Annotated in this window: 12 protein-coding genes; 6 read left to right on the forward strand and 6 right to left on the reverse strand. The window is 42.7% G+C overall.

Annotated elements, in window-relative coordinates:
* Positions 1-95 precede the first annotated feature (95 nt).
* Positions 96-557 (forward strand): SRPBCC domain-containing protein, encoded by a 462-nt coding sequence (locus ABJ384_RS06560; protein ID WP_349929565.1) that lies wholly within the window; start codon positions 96-98, stop codon positions 555-557.
* A 149-nt stretch (positions 558-706) separates the two neighbouring features.
* Here the strand turns inward: ABJ384_RS06560 and ABJ384_RS06565 are convergent, their stop codons facing one another.
* Positions 707-1,240 (reverse strand): lecithin retinol acyltransferase family protein, encoded by a 534-nt coding sequence (locus ABJ384_RS06565; RefSeq protein WP_349929566.1) that lies wholly within the window; start codon positions 1,238-1,240, stop codon positions 707-709.
* A gap of 146 nt (positions 1,241-1,386) precedes the next feature.
* On the opposite strand from ABJ384_RS06565, the gene ABJ384_RS06570 reads away from it, so the two are divergent.
* Positions 1,387-2,160, forward strand: coding sequence for a phosphodiester glycosidase family protein (locus ABJ384_RS06570; protein WP_349929567.1), 774 nt, complete (start codon positions 1,387-1,389; stop codon positions 2,158-2,160).
* 16 nt (positions 2,161-2,176) lie between these two features.
* Here ABJ384_RS06570 and ABJ384_RS06575 read toward each other — a convergent pair whose 3' ends face one another.
* The 4 genes from ABJ384_RS06575 to putA form a co-directional block, all read right to left on the reverse strand.
* The gene (locus ABJ384_RS06575; protein ID WP_349929568.1) at positions 2,177-3,421 is read right to left on the reverse strand and encodes a transporter; all 1,245 of its coding nucleotides are present in this window, start codon (positions 3,419-3,421) and stop codon (positions 2,177-2,179) included.
* A gap of 286 nt (positions 3,422-3,707) precedes the next feature.
* Positions 3,708-3,938 (reverse strand): hypothetical protein, encoded by a 231-nt coding sequence (locus ABJ384_RS06580; protein ID WP_349929569.1) that lies wholly within the window; start codon positions 3,936-3,938, stop codon positions 3,708-3,710.
* A gap of 251 nt (positions 3,939-4,189) precedes the next feature.
* The gene (gene trmA / locus ABJ384_RS06585; RefSeq protein WP_349929570.1) at positions 4,190-5,272 is read right to left on the reverse strand and encodes a tRNA (uridine(54)-C5)-methyltransferase TrmA; all 1,083 of its coding nucleotides are present in this window, start codon (positions 5,270-5,272) and stop codon (positions 4,190-4,192) included.
* A 316-nt stretch (positions 5,273-5,588) separates the two neighbouring features.
* Complete coding sequence (putA, locus tag ABJ384_RS06590) at positions 5,589-9,359, reverse strand: trifunctional transcriptional regulator/proline dehydrogenase/L-glutamate gamma-semialdehyde dehydrogenase (RefSeq protein ID WP_349929571.1); 3,771 nt, start codon at positions 9,357-9,359, stop codon at positions 5,589-5,591.
* Positions 9,360-9,477: 118 nt separating this feature from the next.
* Here putA and ABJ384_RS06595 point away from each other — a divergent pair, with 118 nt between their 5' ends.
* Positions 9,478-9,963 carry an Lrp/AsnC ligand binding domain-containing protein gene (locus ABJ384_RS06595; RefSeq protein ID WP_200224640.1) on the forward strand — a complete coding sequence of 162 codons (486 nt, stop codon included), beginning with the start codon at positions 9,478-9,480 and terminating at the stop codon, positions 9,961-9,963.
* Positions 9,964-10,027: 64 nt separating this feature from the next.
* Here the strand turns inward: ABJ384_RS06595 and putP are convergent, their stop codons facing one another.
* Complete coding sequence (putP, locus tag ABJ384_RS06600; protein ID WP_349929572.1) at positions 10,028-11,566, reverse strand: sodium/proline symporter PutP; 1,539 nt, start codon at positions 11,564-11,566, stop codon at positions 10,028-10,030.
* Positions 11,567-12,027: 461 nt separating this feature from the next.
* Between putP and aspA the strand changes: the two genes are divergently transcribed.
* The 3 genes from aspA (at position 12,028) to mfd (ending at position 17,580) form a co-directional block, all read left to right on the forward strand.
* Entirely contained in the window at positions 12,028-13,476 is a 1,449-nt protein-coding gene (gene aspA / locus ABJ384_RS06605) for an aspartate ammonia-lyase (RefSeq protein ID WP_349929573.1), read from the forward strand.
* 140 nt (positions 13,477-13,616) lie between these two features.
* Entirely contained in the window at positions 13,617-13,988 is a 372-nt protein-coding gene (locus ABJ384_RS06610) for a hypothetical protein (protein ID WP_180043350.1), read from the forward strand.
* A 133-nt stretch (positions 13,989-14,121) separates the two neighbouring features.
* Positions 14,122-17,580, forward strand: a complete 3,459-nt coding sequence (gene mfd / locus ABJ384_RS06615) for a transcription-repair coupling factor (RefSeq protein WP_349929574.1) — start codon at positions 14,122-14,124, stop codon at positions 17,578-17,580.
* The last annotated feature ends 8 nt before the right edge of the window (positions 17,581-17,588 follow it).

Consider the following 17,588-nt stretch of genomic DNA (forward strand, 5'->3'; position numbering starts at 1 on the left):
TACACGCCACCGTTTAAGTCTTTAACAATTCAGTGATAGCCATGAATTTCAGATGTGTGCTATCACTAAGAAGAAAAATAAAAAGGAAGAACGCAATGAGCGTAGTCATAGAAACCCAGATGTTAATTCGCAAACCGGTTGCAGAGGTGTTTAATGCCTTTATTGACCCCGAAATCACCAGCAAGTTCTGGTTTACTTCATCTACCGGACACTTGATAGAAAACAGAATGGTAGATTGGTATTGGGAAAAATATGAAGTGACCCGCAGTGTTTATGTCGAACAGCTGATTCATAATGAACTGATCCAGTTTACTTGGGGAGAACCCAAGAGCACGGTAGATTTTATTTTTGAGAAGTTAACAGCACAAGAGACTTATCTTCGCATTCGCAATTATGATATCTCTCTGGAAGGCTCAGACTTAATTGCTTTTGTGATTGAGCAAACAGGTGGTTTCACCACTGTGCTGGATGGCTGTAAGGCTTACCTGGAATATGGAGCGCAGTTAAATCTGGTCAATGACAAGTTTCCGCCATTTGTCGAAATGGGGGTGATTTAAACCTGAATATAAACTGTCATGGATCAGGAGGTAAACCTAGGACCTGCAGATAGAAAAAGCGTCATCCTGCAGCTCACTAAAACATCTCCCATTCTGGGTGAGGTCACTTGGAATTTTATGGCTGCAATGGAAAAGACAGACCGGTTCGATCACTGCTTGGGATTCTGTTCTTTTAACCATAAATAATGCGGAATCTGTTTTTTTGCCTTATCACGTAACTTTTTCTTGATGTACAACACCAATGCAAAACAGGTGGTGGTGAGGGTCAGCAGCATGCTGTTCATAAAACTCATGAGAGAGCTGACATAACCAATAGTGGTTAAACGGTTCATCATGCGGATGACTTGAGGGCTGCTTTCCACACCGGTAATGGCCCAGGTACACAAGTGTTCGCAATTGTTAATAATCAGATGATATTGGTTTTCGTTCATGCGTGAACGCATACGCCGTACCACTTTGCGGCCGCGAAATTTAGGATTGTTATATTGCTGGATAATAATGGTTTTGCCAAAGCTGAATTTTTCCAGTGAGGTAATCTCAATGGGACGTTTCTTAAATAAATGGGCAAAACCTGAATAATGAATAACCCGGCCACGACCTGCATAAATGCCGTGATGAGAATATCCAAAATGTTTAACGATAAGATGCGCCCCTAAAGGAAATCGTATTTTCTGCTGTTGCATGTAGACGTTTAACCAATAAAGTTACAAATATATTTTAGTGACTTAGTTTACTGCTTCTTTATAAAAGAATCGACTATTTCACTGAGTTGACTAGCTTTTATATAGACACTACAGCGCATTAAAAATTTCAGGATTCAGCATACCTCATGAGCCATAGCAGCATGAAGAAAATATTGTTAATAAAATGTGCAGTTATCACCTTAATCGGTTTGAACTACGTCACTTATGCAGAGCTTTATACCCAACGTTGGCAAAGTGATACCGTAGATGTTGATATTGTAAAAATAGATCAGCCACAAAACTTGCGCCTGTATTTAAATGATCGCCAGACCCATCAACCCTTAGGTAAATTCAAAGCTGTGGCAAAACAGCTGAAAGCATGTGAAAAGCTGCTCTTTGCAATGAATGCCGGGATGTATCATGCAGACTATTCTCCGGCCGGGTTATATATTGAAGCATCTCGGCAACAGAAAAAACTGAACACGGTCAAACAGGCATATGGCAATTTTCATCTGCAACCCAATGGTGTATTGGCCTGGAATCGGCATCATAGCCTGATCGCAAAGACCGAAGATTATCAAAAGCTCAATTTTAATGCCGAATACGCGACGCAATCGGGGCCTATGCTGGTGATTGACGGGCAGATTAATCCCAATTTTCTAAAAGATTCAGACTCATTTAAAATCCGTAATGGCGTAGGAATAAAAGATCAAAGCTTATATTTTGTGATCAGTCGAAATGCGGTGAGTTTTTATCAGTTTGCACAATTTTTTCAACAACAGCTTAAAGTACAAAATGCCTTGTATCTGGACGGTTCAATCTCAAGTGCCTATATTCCGCAATTAAAGCGCTCAGACTCTCTGTTTAATTTAGGACCAATAGTTGCCTATATCGAGCAACGTAACTGTTCTGCTCAATGAATTAAATCATCAATAATTAAAATTTGTAGCCAATTTTTAAACCATAGCCTATCGCATGGTTATGATTAAACTCACCGACTTGGGATGCTTCAGATACACCGGGAAGGGGAAGATAATAGGTGCCATCTTGTGCGGTGGCATCACCGAGCCAATAGTATTTGATACCCCCTGAAATAAAATAGTTGGATTCAGGATTAAACTGTAATCCCAAACCTACACTGCTGTAGCCTTTAGTAGGATTCAAAATCGATGTGGGATTCCCCGTGCCTGAATCCCAACCGAGATCAAATGCAGCGGACCATTTCGTGCTCAATTGTTGTGCAATGCCTAAAGTTACACTCCATTGATCCTTTTGATAATCATCCAGATTAAAGCCTGCGCTATAACTGCCATTACTGAGTGTGGTGGTGGAAAGTGCCGATAATGCACCGAACTGGGTAGGACGTATCACAAAATCTTTCCAGTTGACCCATCGTATGTTCGAGTACAGTAAAGTTCCGCTCATGATACTGGTCTGGAAATTCAGATTGACCGATTGTGGGGTAGAAATTTTGGTTTTGGCATTATCTACAAGCAGGATTGGCATGCCCAAAATGTTTTCTTCCACATTGATTTTATGATTTATTTTCGATTGATAAGTCAACGCAGCCTTTAATTCAAGTTCGGGAACTTGATAGGCAAGACCTGCTTTCCAGCCGAGGCCGGAATTTTGTTTAAATTTGGCGTTATAACCATTAAATTGGGCATATACCAGCCCACGTAGCGCGACATGACCTTCCACAGTTTGATAGGCAGGACCGGCATACAGGTTAATATTTTTGACAGGTTGATAACCTAAAATAAAACTCAGGTTTTGGCTGTCGACATTGACCTGAGTACCTTGCTGGCTAATTGCGGTATCGGAGAAACTGCCATTGTCTTTTAATGGATAGTGTAAATCTGAACCAAAGGGCTGATCATAGAGAATGCCAAAAGAGAAATTTGGAACGAATTGCAGTTTCAGCGCGGCACTCTGGTACTGAAAATTCTGGGCAATATTATCGGTTGTATTATCAGCACTGTCAGGATTAACCAGATCTGGACGTGAACCTAAGGTATGCCCGGACACTTCAGGATCGGCAGCGGTAATAGAGGCTTCAAAGTAATGCCCTGATTCCAGAAAAGGCAACACGGATTGTCCTGATTGATCCATGGCTGCCGCCAGACTATGACTTGAGATTAGGCTGCATAATATTGCCAGTCTAGGATAATACCGTTTCATATATTTTCCTTTTTAGGCTTATTTTTATTTTTTGCTCTTGTTGTTTTTTATCTTGTATTCTTGCTTGCTTTTATTCTTACTTGTTTAGCTGTTATATCGGTTTGTTAAAATTCTTATTCTAGTAGAGCACTTTTACATTGTGTGGCATAGCAGATTCTGGAAAAAATGATGGGAACTATGTTTCGAAGTATTAAAATTTGGCCATAACGGGCTATATAACAATTTTCGGGGGACAAATAAAAAGGCATTTAGTTGACTAAATGCCTTCATATAGAGGGTTTAGACTCTATTGTCGCAGTGGTAGATGCTGTAATTCATTTAACTCTTTACGGCTATAACCTCTTGAAATTAAAACTTTCTTAATTCCAATGATGACTTTTTCATCTGTTGTTTGAGTTAAAGCTTCGATCAATTGTTCATTTGATTTGCAAGAGCAATCATTTTCAACACACGAGATTTGATTCTTGTGTTCGTTTTGCTGTTGATGAGCAGAAAACAGCTTTTGCCAAAAACTCATAGAGCCTTCATACACAACCTAACATAGATCGAAATATATCCAGTTTTTTGAGGAATACAAGTCTACCAAAGCTATAAAAGAATCAATTGAACCTTTATTTTTCCGATAGTAATTGAACAATTTAACGATATTATGAGATTTACTATTCAGAATTATTTATAAATGATTTATTTTCAATGAAATAAAAATGAAGCTCAATTGAGCTTCATTGATGTAAAGATATTTACAAACTTAACAAAGAAATAAATTGTTTAAATTTTTTCCAGTAACACACCCGATTCGACGTGATGGGTATAAGGGAACTGATCAAACAAGGCAAATTTGGTCACTTTATGCGTACTCGATAAAGTCTTTAAATTGTTCTGTAAAGTGTCCGGATTACATGAGATATAAATGATCCGTTCAAAACGCTGTAGCAGTTTTAATGTTTCATCATCAATACCTGCACGTGGCGGATCAACAAATACCGTATCAAAGTCATAGCTGGTAATGTCGATTTCTGCTTCCTGCAAGCGACGGAATTCACGTTCACCATTATAGGCCTCGGTAAATTCTTCAGCCGATAAACGAGCCACCTGGATATTATCAATCTGGTTTTGTTCAATATTCCACTGCGCCGCATAGACTGATGATTTAGCCAATTCGGTTGCCAACACGCGATTGAACTTGGTGGACAGCGGCAGGGTAAAGTTGCCATTGCCACAGTACAATTCGAGCAAATCTTTATCTGACTGTTTGGCCGCATTGCATGCCCATTCCAGCATTTTTTGGCAGACTTGTGCATTCGGCTGGGTAAAGCTGCTTTCGATTTGCTTATATTGATAAGTACGATCGAATACTTTTAACTCTTCCACCACATAATCATCTGTCAAAATGACACGTTGACCACGGCTACGACCATAAATTTTAATGTTGAGCTTATCAGACAGTGCTTTTGCTGCAACTTCCCATTCTGCATTGAGGGGGCAACGGTAAACCAGTGAAACCAGCATTTCACCTTTTAATGTTGCTAGAAAATGAACTTCAAATAAACGCTTAGATAGAATTTCTGTCGCTTTCAGTTCTTTTAACAGAACAGGCATTAAATCGTTAATGCTTTTATCTGCAATTGGAAATTCATCAATGCGAATCACCTGTTTTTGATTATCTTCACTGCGTTCAAACATTGCATAAAACATATCGTCGTCAGTATGCCAAATCCGGAATTCTGCGCGCATACGGAAGTTTTGTTCAGGCGACTGAAATACTTCTAAAGAAGGGGGATTAAACTCGGCAAATTGAGCAGAAATACGTGCAATCTTGGCATCAAGTTGTAACTGATAAGCTGAAGTCATATGCAGTAAAAATCACAAACACATTGAAAACAGGGATGGTAACAAAGTTTGCCTAAGATGACTAAACTTATTCCCCAATAAGCAGCAGAAATATACAGATTGAGCTCAAATTCAAATGCGCTTTTTTGATATTAAGAATGATAAAGGCAGATTTTTATTCAAAGGAAAAAAAGAGGGTCGTTGGAATGGTTTCGGAACAAAAAAGAAACCAAGTCAACCAGACCAGGGAGAAGTTGACTTGGCAAAGAGGAAACGATACGTCGTTATAGGGTTAAGCGCTGACGTATATTTTTAAGTTTGGGTTGAGGTTAAGGTTTTAATTTAAGGTCATCAGGCTGGCATTACCTCCTGCAGCTGCGGTATTGATACTGATGGCATGCTCAATCACCAATCGTTCTAAAGGAATATTATGATCCAGCGGTTTTAAATGCGTGATGCCAATAATCGCCCCGGAACGGGCAGCAATTTGAGTTTGCAAGTATTGCAGTTGCGCTTTACTGCCGTGATGCAGCACGGCATCAAAATCACCGCTTTCGATGTCCAGGATCACAGCAAAACACTGTGCAATTTCTTTGGGCATTCTGGAAAGATATTTGAGCACAAAGGTATTTTCAGCCAGAACCACAGGCTGGCTGCCAACCGCAAAAATTGCCGCCAATTGCTGAATCTGATCCTGTTCTTGTTCTGCCAAAGACAGTACACGTTTTCTTGGCAACACCACATATTGATTGCTTTCACCGGTCGGGCCTCGCAATTCATAATGATGGCCAGCACAGAATGCAGGGCACGGTTGCAATTGATATTGCGGGAAGGTTTTTTCTGCCCATTGATAAAACACTTCATATGAAGGCTGATGCGCTAGCTGTGTGGCTTGTGCTTGAGTTGCAAATGGTCGAGCCAGTTTTTTTGCAGAGCAGCGCTGCATCAAACGGTACAGATAAATCGGGCCGCCAGCTTTAGGACCTGTACCGGATAGGCCTTCACCGCCAAAGGGCTGAACACCGACCACCGCACCGACAATATTGCGGTTGATATACAAATTGCCGACTTCTGCATGGCCAATCACGGTCTGAATGGTCTCATCAATACGAGTATGCAGTCCCATGGTCAGGCCATAACCTTTGGCATTGATCTGCTCAAGCAGCTGTTCTAGTTGACCATATTTGTAGCGAATGACATGCAGCACCGGACCAAATACTTCACGCTGTAAATCGTCCAGATTTGGCAGTTCAATCAGGGTTGGTGGAATAAAGGTGCCTTGGCTTAAAACCTGATCTTGTGCAGTATTTAGCATGAGTTGATGCACCGTATGACCTTTAGAGCGCATTTGATCAATATGTTTTTGAATATTGCTTTGTGCTTCAAGATCAATTACCGGGCCGATATCGGTTTTTAACAGAAACGGATTACCGACACGCAGTTGTTGCATCGCACCTTTTAGCATATGGATAACACTATCGGCATTGTCTTTCTGAACGCAGAGCACCCGTAGGGCAGAACAGCGCTGGCCGGCACTGTCATAGGCTGAACTGATTACATCCAGAATGACCTGTTCGGTCAATGCCGACGAGTCGACAATCATGGCATTTTGCCCACCTGTTTCCGCAATCAGTGGAATAGGATGACCTGATGGACTCAGTCTTTGCGCTAGGGTCTTTTGCAAAATTTTGGCGACTTCTGTTGAACCGGTAAACATGATGCCTTGAATACGCGCATCACTGCTTAATTGCGCACCGACTGTTTCACCTTGACCCGGAAGAAGCTGTAGCACATCTTGAGGAATGCCGGCTTCCCACAAAATCTGGATCGCTTGCGCTGCAATCAGTGGCGTTTGTTCAGCCGGTTTGGCAATCACGGTATTGCCCGCCACCAATGCCGCTGAAATTTGTCCAGTAAAAATCGCCAAAGGGAAATTCCACGGACTGATACATAATACCGTACCCAAGGGTTGAATCACGGCATCTCGATCCAGATCGATCATTTGCGCTGCGTAATAACGCAGGAAGTCGACTGCTTCACGAATCTCTGCAATCGCATTGGCATAGGTTTTACCACTTTCACGACAGAGTAAAATCATCAATTCCTGCAAACGCGATTGCATGATATCCGCTGCACGCTGTAGGCAAGAGGCACGTGTATCTTTAGCTGTATTGCTCCATTCAGCTTGTGCATTCACGGCATGATCCAAGGCCTGATTGACCTGATCAGCACTTGCTTCCTGTACATGACCCACGACATCTAGATGATCGGCAGGATTCACAATAAGAAGTGATTGTGAAGTTGCATCATTTGAGTCATTTTCAAGACCGAGGTTTTTACCCAAGACTTGAGCCTGCCATTGATGCTGACTGAACTCTTGTGCAGTTTGATTCAGCAGTATTAACTCGTGATCATTGGCTAGGTCTAGACCCATAGAGTTTGGACGAATATCACCGTACAAATCAGGTGCTAATGGAATAGCAGGGTGCTTTTGACCCACCTGTGATTCTTTGGCTGCATTTTTCAAAATCTCTGCATGCGGATTTTCAATCAGATCTTTAATTTTTAGGCTTTTATCTGCAATGCGGTTGACGAAAGAGGTATTGGCACCATTTTCCAGTAAACGTCTTACCAGATAAGCCAGTAAGGTTTCATGATTTCCTACAGGGGCATAGATACGGCACGGCACACCCAGTTTGTTATCTGTTTTATTGCCCACCACCTGTTCATACAGTGGTTCACCCATGCCATGCAGGCACTGGAATTCATATTGGCCACTGTAGTATTGGTTCGGATCGGCCAGATGATAAATGGTTGCAAGAGTCTGGGCATTATGTGTCGCGAACTGCGGGTAAATCTGCTCTGGCGCAGCCAACAGTTTTTTCGCACAGGCAATATAAGACAGGTCGGTATGCACTTTACGGGTAAACACCGGGTAGTCCGTCATGCCTTCAATTTGGGCCTTCTTGATTTCACTGTCCCAGTAAGCGCCTTTAACCAGACGGATCATCAGACGTTTTTGACTGCGTTTGGCTAAGTCTACAACATAGTCCACTACGTAGAAGCAGCGTTTCTGATATGCCTGAATCACAAAGCCAATGCCTTTCCAGTCGGCAAGGCCCGGCTCAAAACATAAACGCTCTAATAGCTCTAAAGAAATTTCCAGACGTTCGGATTCTTCGGCATCAATGTTCAGGCCAATATTGTAGCGTTTTGCCAGTTCTGCCAATTGCAGCACTTTTGGATACAGCTCGTCATGCACACGGTCAATCTGTGCACGTTGATAACGTGGGTGCAGGGCGGAAAGCTTGATGGAAATACCCGGGCCGTCATAGACATCTTTGTCTTTGGAGGCCTGACCAATGGCATGGATGGCATTGCTATAATCATGGAAATAGCGTTCAGCATCATGTTCGGTCAGCGCGGCTTCACCGAGCATGTCATATGAATAACGGAAACCTTTATCTTCTAGCGGTTCTGCATGTTCTAGTGCTTCCTGAATGGTTTCACCCGTAACAAACTGCTCGCCCATCATACGCATGGCGACATCCACAGCTTTACGGATAATCCCGCGACCACTACGGGCTAAAAGCCCTGTGAGCACGCTGGATAAAGTCTTTTGTTTTGGGGTTTCCATCAGTTTTCCGGTCAGCATGAGCCCCCAGGCAGCCGCATTGACAAACATCAGGCTGCTTTGCCCCACATGTTCTTTCCAGTTCCCCTGATTGATTTTGTCGCGAATCAGCAAGTCCCGTGTCGCGCTGTCCGGAATTCGCAGCAAGGCTTCAGCCAGACACATCAGGGCAATACCTTCCTGAGAGGAAATTGAAAACTCTTGCAATAATCCCTGTACGATCCCGGCTTTACCGTTCGAGCTTTTACGTTCCCGTAAGCTATGGGCAAGATCGAATGCCAGATCATAAATGCGCTGATTCAGTTGTTCAGAAATCTGGCTATATTCAAGCAGGTTTTCAACACACTCGGGTTCAGCACGGCGCCAGGCAGTATTTACCTCAACTTCATAATCATTTTTTTCTTTGAATTCGGTAATATATCCAAAGTGAGGTTTTGTCTGGTCAAAGCGGGTTTCAGTGTCCATTATATTCATGCCAACATCCTGTGACTGCCAAATTTTTGTTGAGTAAAATGCTTTATATAATTTATGATTACAGAAAGAATGCTGAATAACTCACTATAATTTTGGTTTATTTTAGAGAATAATTCTGATGCACAGCCCGATTTTTACCCTGGACCGAACAGATATCAAAATTTTAGATATTCTGCAAAATGATGGCCGGATTTCGAATATAAAACTGGCCGAAGCAGTAAATTTATCCCCGACCGCGGCTTTGGCAAGGGTACAGAAACTGACCAAGGATGGGTTTATTCTGGGCTATGAAGCCAAGCTGAATCCTGACATGCTCAATGCCAGTTTCGTGGTGTTTGTCGAGATTTTACTGGATAAAACTACCCCCAATGTTTTGGAGGAATTTTCTGATGCGATCATGCAATATCCTGAAATTGTGGAATGTCATATGATCAGTGGCGGATTTGATTTTGTTGTGAAAATCCGCTGTGCCAATATGGAAGAATTTCGGAAAATTTCAGGGCAGGTCCTGTGGCGTCTTCCCGGAATTAAAGAGACACGAAGTTATCCGGTGATGGAAGTGATTAAGGAAAGTTCTAAAATTTATCTGAAAAACAAAGGATAAAAATAAAATAAGGGGCTTAATGCCCCTTGAAGTTTATCTGGTGAAAGAAAATATCCTCAAAGCTTTATCCTGCATTCTCAGATTGGGCGGGTAGCCCCTTTTGCAGTTCTGCCATTTCTTTCTTGTACAATTCGTCTGCCTGCTCGAAACGCTGAAGTACTTCGTGTGACGGAGCTTTTTCTAATAGGCTGACCACGACAATGCTCACAAATGACAGAATAAAACCGGGAATAATTTCATATAAACCAGTACTGGCCATGGTGTTTTTCCATAAAATAACGGTTACCGCACCGACAATAATTCCCATAATCGCGCCGTTTAAGGTCATGCGTTTCCAGAACAAGGACAGGATAATCAGCGGGCCAAATGCAGCACCGAAACCGGCCCAGGCATAGGCAACCAGACCTAGAACCTTACTGTTTGGATTGCTTGCCAGAATAATGGCAAGCACTGCAATTGCCAGTACCATCAAGCGTCCAACCCAGACCAGTTCTTTTTGCGAAGCATTTTTGCGTAAGAACGCTTTATACAAATCTTCCGTTAGGGTACTGGAGCAGACCAAAAGCTGACAGCTCAGGGTGCTCATCACAGCCGCTAAAATTGCCGCCAAAATCACGCCAGCAATCCAGGGATTAAACAGGATTTTGGTCAGTTCCATAAAAATGGTTTCAGGATTCTGGGAAACCACGCCGGCAAGTTCTGCATGCTGCTGGAAGTAAGCAATGCCAATGAAACCGGCACCGACTGCACCCCCTAAACATAGAATCATCCAGCTCATGCCAATACGACGTGCCGCCGGAATGGTCTTGACCGAATCTGCTGCCATAAAACGCACCAGAATATGTGGCTGTCCAAAATAGCCTAAGCCCCAAGCCATAGATGATAAAATGGCGACGGTACTTAATCCTGAAAGCATATTGGTGGCATGCGGACGAGCTGTTTCAATCACTGTGACCAACTGCTGGCTATGATCACCGATGGCCATGTAAGCCATAATCGGTGTAAGCAGCAGCGCGAAAATCATCAGTCCTGCTTGAAAGGTATCGGTCCAGCTAATTGCTAGAAAACCACCAATGCATACATAGCTGATGGTGGCGATTGCACTGATCCAGAGCGCTGTCGTGTAAGATATGCCAAAAATACTTTCGAATAGTCGTGCACCTGCCACCATGCCTGACGCACAGTAAATGGAGAAAAATACCAGAATTACCAGAGCCGAGATCATCCGTAACACACGTTTACGGTCACCAAAACGACTGGTGAAATAGTCCGGCAGGGTTAATGCATTGTTTTGCACTTCGGTATGGACACGTAAGCGACCAGCGACTAACAGCCAGTTTAGCCATGCGCCAATAATCAGGCCAATCGCAATCCAGGCTTCCGACAAACCTGAAAGATAGATCGCACCGGGTAAACCCATGAGCAACCAGCCACTCATATCGGAAGCCCCTGCAGAAAGGGCGGTGACCACGCTGCCCAGACTGCGTCCTCCGAGAATGTAATCTGAAAAGTCGGAGGTGGATTTATAGGCATACAGTCCTATACCAACCATGGCAATAATATAAAAAATAAATGTGATGAGGGTGGGGTTAAGTTGACTCATGGGCGCATCCTTATGTCCTTATGAATAACATCTTTCCAAGATGATTTTTTGTGCAGGTTCACTCAGGCGCTGATTCAATCATAAAATTGAAATTACTTTCTGTAACATTTCTAAGGGATTTAATCACGTGTTATGTAGCGGAATGTATTTTTAGATACAATTGATAAAAATTTAATAAAATAAATAACTTATAATTGTGTAACTTAATGTCATTCATCTTGTGCGAATAATTATCTACTGTGAATTAGAAATAACGCTCAAAAATTTTTGCGCCTGATTTTTTAAGGATGAAAATTGGAAGCGCTAAGGTAGTTACAAATGCTTACATTCGCTACAGAGTCCATGTATTTGGTTAAAGAGCATTGCCAAATAAATATCTTTTTACAATATTTAAAATAGCGTAAAGCATTAATATTTTTTCAATTGCACAATTCTAGTGCATACATGTGAGTATATTTAAAGTGACAACAGTTCAACCCGACAATACAAGAATAGAGCGTGATTTATTGGGAGCAAAAGAAGTTCCCGCCGAGTGTTATTATGGCATTCATACGGTAAGGGCTCTGGAGAATTTCCAGATTTCTAATCAGAAGGTGGGAAGTCAGCTTCACTTTATCCGTGCTTTGGCACAAGTTAAAAAAGCCTCTGCCCAAGCCAATTTAGAATTTGGCAAAATTTCAGAACAGGTTAGTCAGGCCATACAATTTGCCTGTAATGTATTGATCGAAGCACCTGAACAATGGAGTGAAGCTTTTCCTTTAGATATTTATCAGGGGGGTGCAGGAACTTCCATTAATATGAACACCAATGAAGTGTTGGCCAATATTGCCTTGGAGCATTTGGGTTTTCATAAGGGGCAATATGAACACATTCATCCGAATGATCATGTAAATAAATCGCAATCCACCAATGATGTCTATCCTACAGCCTTACGTTTAGCGACTTATTATAGTCTGGACAATTTGTTGCTTCAGATTCAAAAAATAGTTGATAGCTTATATATCAAGGCGACAGAGTTTCAATTTGTGGTAAAAATGGGACGTACCCAGCTGCAAGATGCCGTACCGATGACTTTGGGGCAAGAGTTTCGTGCATTTGCAACCTTGTTAAAGGAAGATATACGTCTGATTCAACGTACCCGTGAGCTTTTACTGGAAGTGAATCTGGGGGCCACAGCTATTGGAACAGGAGTGAATACCCCTAAAGGTTATGCCCATGCAGCGATTCAATCCTTAAACAAAATTACCGGCTTGAATCTGGTTGGTGCAGAAGATTATGTCGAAGCCACCAGCGATTGCGGGGTATTTATTATTTTATCCAGTACGCTTAAACGTCTGGCGGTGAAACTTTCAAAAATTTGTAATGATTTACGCCTATTAAGTTCGGGACCGCGTGCCGGACTGGGTGAAATTCGTTTACCCGAATTACAGGCGGGTTCATCGATTATGCCAGCCAAGATTAACCCTGTGATTCCTGAAGTAGTGAACCAGATTGCCTATAAAGTCATTGGTAATGATTTAACTGTGACTCTGGCAGCAGAAGCCGGGCAATTACAACTCAATGTCATGGAACCGGTGATTGCTGTTGCAATTAATGAGTCGATTGACCTTCTCACCCAGGCGGTGGTCAGTCTTGACCGTAAATGTATTCAAGGTATTCAGGCCAATGAGCAGGTCTGTTATGACGCTGTAATGCGCAGTGTCGGCATTGTCACTTTGCTGGATCCGATTTTAGGACATGCCAAATGTGATGAAATTGGGAAACAGTGCATTGCTGAAAATAAAACTATTCAGCAGGTGGTTTTGGAAAGGGAATTACTGACTCAAGCACAGCTAGATGAAATTTTTGCTTTTAGTAATCTGGTTTCAGAAGTAAGCTTACAGCATGAACCTTTGGCACAGGTCGGCTAATTGCTGGCTACAAAAATTTAATGATGATTCGAATAAAAAAGGTCGCAATTTAAACAGCGATCTTTTTTATGAAAAAATAGGGATGAAGATAATGCAGCTCAGGGTTAAAATAGCTGGGATTTTTTCTATATGTCATGCTCATGCTGAATAAACTTGCCGGACTATTTACAGGTTCAGGACTGCTTAAAAGTTCAAAACCTTCTCCTGAACAGCTGTATCTTCAAGAAAACAATATCCAGTTTGATCCAGAACAGGGCTATATTGTCGACGGAATCGTGGTCAATCAGCTGTCTGAACGTTTGGCTTATTTTTCCAATCGCAAATTGAACAACTTTGATGATTTAAAAACCCTGTATTTTACTGCCATTCTGATTAATGAAAAAATTGATCTGGAAATTGCCAGTCAACGTTTTGTTGCACGTTTGGGTAATACTGAAGAAAACCTGTTACAGTTCAAGCAGATCATTCAGAAACTAAATGATTACTATCGTAATTTCCTGCGCGAAAAATAATTGGACAAAGACTTATGTGCTCTGCATCTAAATGGATTTAGATGCGATCATTTGCTGTATATAAAAATAACTCAACCAAGAAAAAACCCATGTTAATATACCGTCCATGTCATTTAGACCAAAAGCTATATACATGTTCCAACAAGAAATTTCTCAACTCCATCTGCAACAGTTAAAAGCAGGCGAAAAACGCTGGGTCGGTAATTTACAAGGCTCATCTGCCGCTTTACTGTTCAAAGAAATTGCCACACAAAGCAAGCAATTATTTATTCTAGTGGCCAAAAATAATCAGCATTTGGGACAGTTGGAAAGTGAACTGGAATTTTATGGGATCAAGCCGACTATTTTCCCGGATTGGGAAATTTTGCCTTATGACCGTTTATCTCCCCATCAGGATATTGTGTCAGAGCGGCTTTCCATTTTATCCAATATGCCGAAGCAGGGCGTGCTGCTTTTATCTGCATCAACTTTGGCACAGCGTGTTGCACCGGCTTCATGGGTATTGGGTGAACATTTTGATATTCAAGTGGGACAGAAATTTGAACTGGAACAACAGAAACTGCGTTTAATCCAGGCCGGTTATCATCTGGTCGATACCGTTTATGATCATGGTGAATTTGCTGTGCGTGGCAGCATTATGGATATTTACGCGTCCGGTCAAAGTGCACCCATTCGTATTGATCTGTTTGATGATGAAATTGAAAGCTTAAAGTTTTTTGATCCTGAAACTCAAAGAACAACCCAAACGCTACAACAGTTTTCTGTATTACCTGCCAAGGAGTTTCCGCTTAAAGAAGGACGCGCCACTTTCCGTGACCGTTATGCGGAAAAATTTCCCACAGCAAATCCGAAGAAAAATCCAATCTATCAAGATGCATTAGAAGGTATTGCCTCACCAGGACTGGAGTTTTATTTCCCCTTATTCTTTAGTAAAGAAGCGATGCAAACGCAAAGTACCCTTATGGCGTACTTACCTAAGAATGGCATTGTCATTACAGATAAGCAGCTGGAGGAAGGGTTAACCAGTTTCTGGAAAGATGTGCTGCATCGTTATGAAGACCGCCGTCATAATGTCGAGCAGCCTATTTTGCCGCCAGAAGACATCTTTTTGCAGCCGAATCAGGTGTTGGAGCAGTTGAACCAGTTCGCCAGAATTATTGCCTCAACAGAAACATTCGCTGAAAAAAGCGGTGTGATTAATTTCAATACGGAAACTCCACCGCGCTTACCGGTAGATCCAAAACAGGAAAAACCGTTTTCTGCGGTTAAAAAATATATTGATGCTGCCAATCATCCGGTCCTGCTGGTGGCTGAAAGTGCTGGCCGTCGTGAAACACTCAAGGATGCCTTGCGTCCAGCGCTGGGAGATATCCCCAATGTTGAAAATTATGCACAATTCACAAGCTCTTTACATGCTATAGCCATTACCAGTGCACCTCTGGATCGGGGTCTGGTCATTCCTGATCAGCTTACCATCATCTCGGAAAACCAGCTCTATGAACATCGGGTGGTGCAGCGCCGCCGCAAGCGTCAGCAAGAAGTATCCGAAGAATTCCTGATTCGCAGTTTAACTGAACTGAGTATTGGTGCACCTGTGGTGCATATCGATCATGGGGTCGGACGTTATGCTGGCCTGGTCACTTTAAGTATTGACGACCAGGAACATGAATTTTTACAGCTGGATTATGCTGATGCTGCCAAGGTCTATGTTCCGGTCACCAATCTGCATTTAATCAGCCGTTATAGCGGCGGCGATCCGGACTTGGCCCCCTTGCATAAACTGGGCACCGATGCCTGGAGCAAGGCAAAACGTAAAGCGCTGGAGCAAATTCATGATGTTGCTGCTGAACTGCTGCATATTCAGGCACGCCGTCACTCTAAACCCGGTTTTAGCTTTGAACTGGAACAAAGTCCATATATGCAGTTTGCCAGCGGCTTTGCCTATGAAGAAACCTTGGATCAGGCCAATGCCATTGAAGCAACTTTGCACGACATGCAGCTGGCCAAACCGATGGATCGTCTAGTGTGTGGTGATGTCGGTTTTGGTAAAACTGAAGTGGCGATGCGGGCAGCATTTGTTGCGGTACAGAACAACAAGCAGGTGGCTGTTTTGGTTCCCACCACCTTGCTGGCACAGCAGCATTATGAATCGTTTAAAGACCGTTTTGCTGACTGGCCGATCCGTATTGAAGTGCTGTCACGGTTTGGTTCAAGTAAATCACATAGTAAAACCATTGAAGACCTGGCTGACGGTAAAGTCGATATTGTGATTGGTACGCATAAAATTTTGCAGCAGAATATCCAGTTTAAAAATCTGGGCCTGATGATTGTCGATGAAGAGCATCGTTTTGGGGTACGTGATAAAGAACGTATTAAAGCCATGCGTGCAGATGTTGATATGCTGACTCTCACCGCGACGCCAATTCCACGAACTTTAAATATGGCCTTTAGCGGGATGCGCGACCTTTCGATTATCGCTACACCGCCTGCACGTCGTCTGGCTGTGAAAACCTTTGTACAGGAACAGACCAGTGAATCCATTAAAGAAGCAATTTTGCGTGAATTGCTGCGCGGTGGACAGGTATATTTCCTGCATAATGAAGTGGATACCATTGAGCGCACTGCTGAAAATATTCGTGAACTGGTGCCTGAGGCCCGGGTGGCGGTTGCTCATGGCCAAATGCGGGAACGTGAACTGGAGCAGGTGATGCAGCAGTTCTATCATAAAGAATACAATGTGCTGGTCTGTTCAACCATTATTGAAACCGGGATTGACGTTCCCAATGCCAATACCATTTTAATTGAACGCGCTGATAAGCTGGGACTTGCCCAGTTGCACCAATTACGGGGCCGTGTCGGACGTTCACACCATCAAGCTTATGCCTACTTGCTGGTACCTTCAATCAAGGGGTTAAAGGGAGATGCTGAAAAGCGTCTGGATGCGATTCAGCGCGCATCGAATTTAGGGGCCGGTTTCATGCTGGCGACGGAAGATTTGGAAATCCGTGGAGCGGGCGAGCTTTTAGGTGAGCAACAAAGTGGCTCCATGCAAGCGATTGGTTATAGCCTGTATATGGAAATGCTGGAAAAGGCTACTAAAGCCATCCAAAAAGGCAAAACCCCGAATTTTGATGCACCATTGTCCCTCATTGCTGAAATCAACCTGCATATGCCAGCCTTGATCCCAGATGAATATCTGGGAGATGTGCATCAGCGCCTATTGTTCTATAAACGCATCAGTAATACCGATACTCAGGAAAAACTCGATAATATCCGTATAGAGCTGATTGACCGGTTTGGTGTGCCACCGCAGCCAGTGAAGCAGTTATTTGCTGTGCATCAGATTCGTTTGAAAGCGGAGCAGCTGGGCATTACCAAAATTGATATCAGTGCTAACGGTGGTCATATTGAATTTTCACCAGAAACACCAGTACAGGCCATCAGTATTATTCAAATGATGCAAAAACATCCGACCTTTTTCCGCATGGATGGCGGGCAACGCCTGAAAGTCATGGTCATGCTGGAAGATTATCAAAAACGTATCCAGTTTATTATCGATTTATTGGACAGTTTATTGAAAGAAATTCATTGATTTGACAG

Origin of the sequence: Acinetobacter sp. A1-4-2 (genome assembly GCF_040233925.1) — a bacterium.
Classification (GTDB): Bacteria; Pseudomonadota; Gammaproteobacteria; order Pseudomonadales; family Moraxellaceae; genus Acinetobacter.

Excerpts from the sequence above, each read along its gene's own strand:
- ABJ384_RS06560 (WP_349929565.1), top strand. The coding sequence starts at position 96 with ATGAGCGTAGTCATAGAAACCCAGATGTTAATTCGCAAACCGGTTGCA.
- ABJ384_RS06565 (WP_349929566.1), bottom strand. The coding sequence starts at position 1,240 with ATGCAACAGCAGAAAATACGATTTCCTTTAGGGGCGCATCTTATCGTT.
- ABJ384_RS06570 (WP_349929567.1), top strand. The coding sequence starts at position 1,387 with ATGAGCCATAGCAGCATGAAGAAAATATTGTTAATAAAATGTGCAGTT.
- ABJ384_RS06575 (WP_349929568.1), bottom strand. The coding sequence starts at position 3,421 with ATGAAACGGTATTATCCTAGACTGGCAATATTATGCAGCCTAATCTCA.
- ABJ384_RS06580 (WP_349929569.1), bottom strand. The coding sequence starts at position 3,938 with ATGAGTTTTTGGCAAAAGCTGTTTTCTGCTCATCAACAGCAAAACGAA.
- trmA (WP_349929570.1), bottom strand. The coding sequence starts at position 5,272 with ATGACTTCAGCTTATCAGTTACAACTTGATGCCAAGATTGCACGTATT.
- putA (WP_349929571.1), bottom strand. The coding sequence starts at position 9,359 with ATGAATATAATGGACACTGAAACCCGCTTTGACCAGACAAAACCTCAC.
- ABJ384_RS06595 (WP_200224640.1), top strand. The coding sequence starts at position 9,478 with ATGCACAGCCCGATTTTTACCCTGGACCGAACAGATATCAAAATTTTA.
- putP (WP_349929572.1), bottom strand. The coding sequence starts at position 11,566 with ATGAGTCAACTTAACCCCACCCTCATCACATTTATTTTTTATATTATT.
- ABJ384_RS06610 (WP_180043350.1), top strand. The coding sequence starts at position 13,617 with ATGCTGAATAAACTTGCCGGACTATTTACAGGTTCAGGACTGCTTAAA.
- mfd (WP_349929574.1), top strand. The coding sequence starts at position 14,122 with ATGTTCCAACAAGAAATTTCTCAACTCCATCTGCAACAGTTAAAAGCA.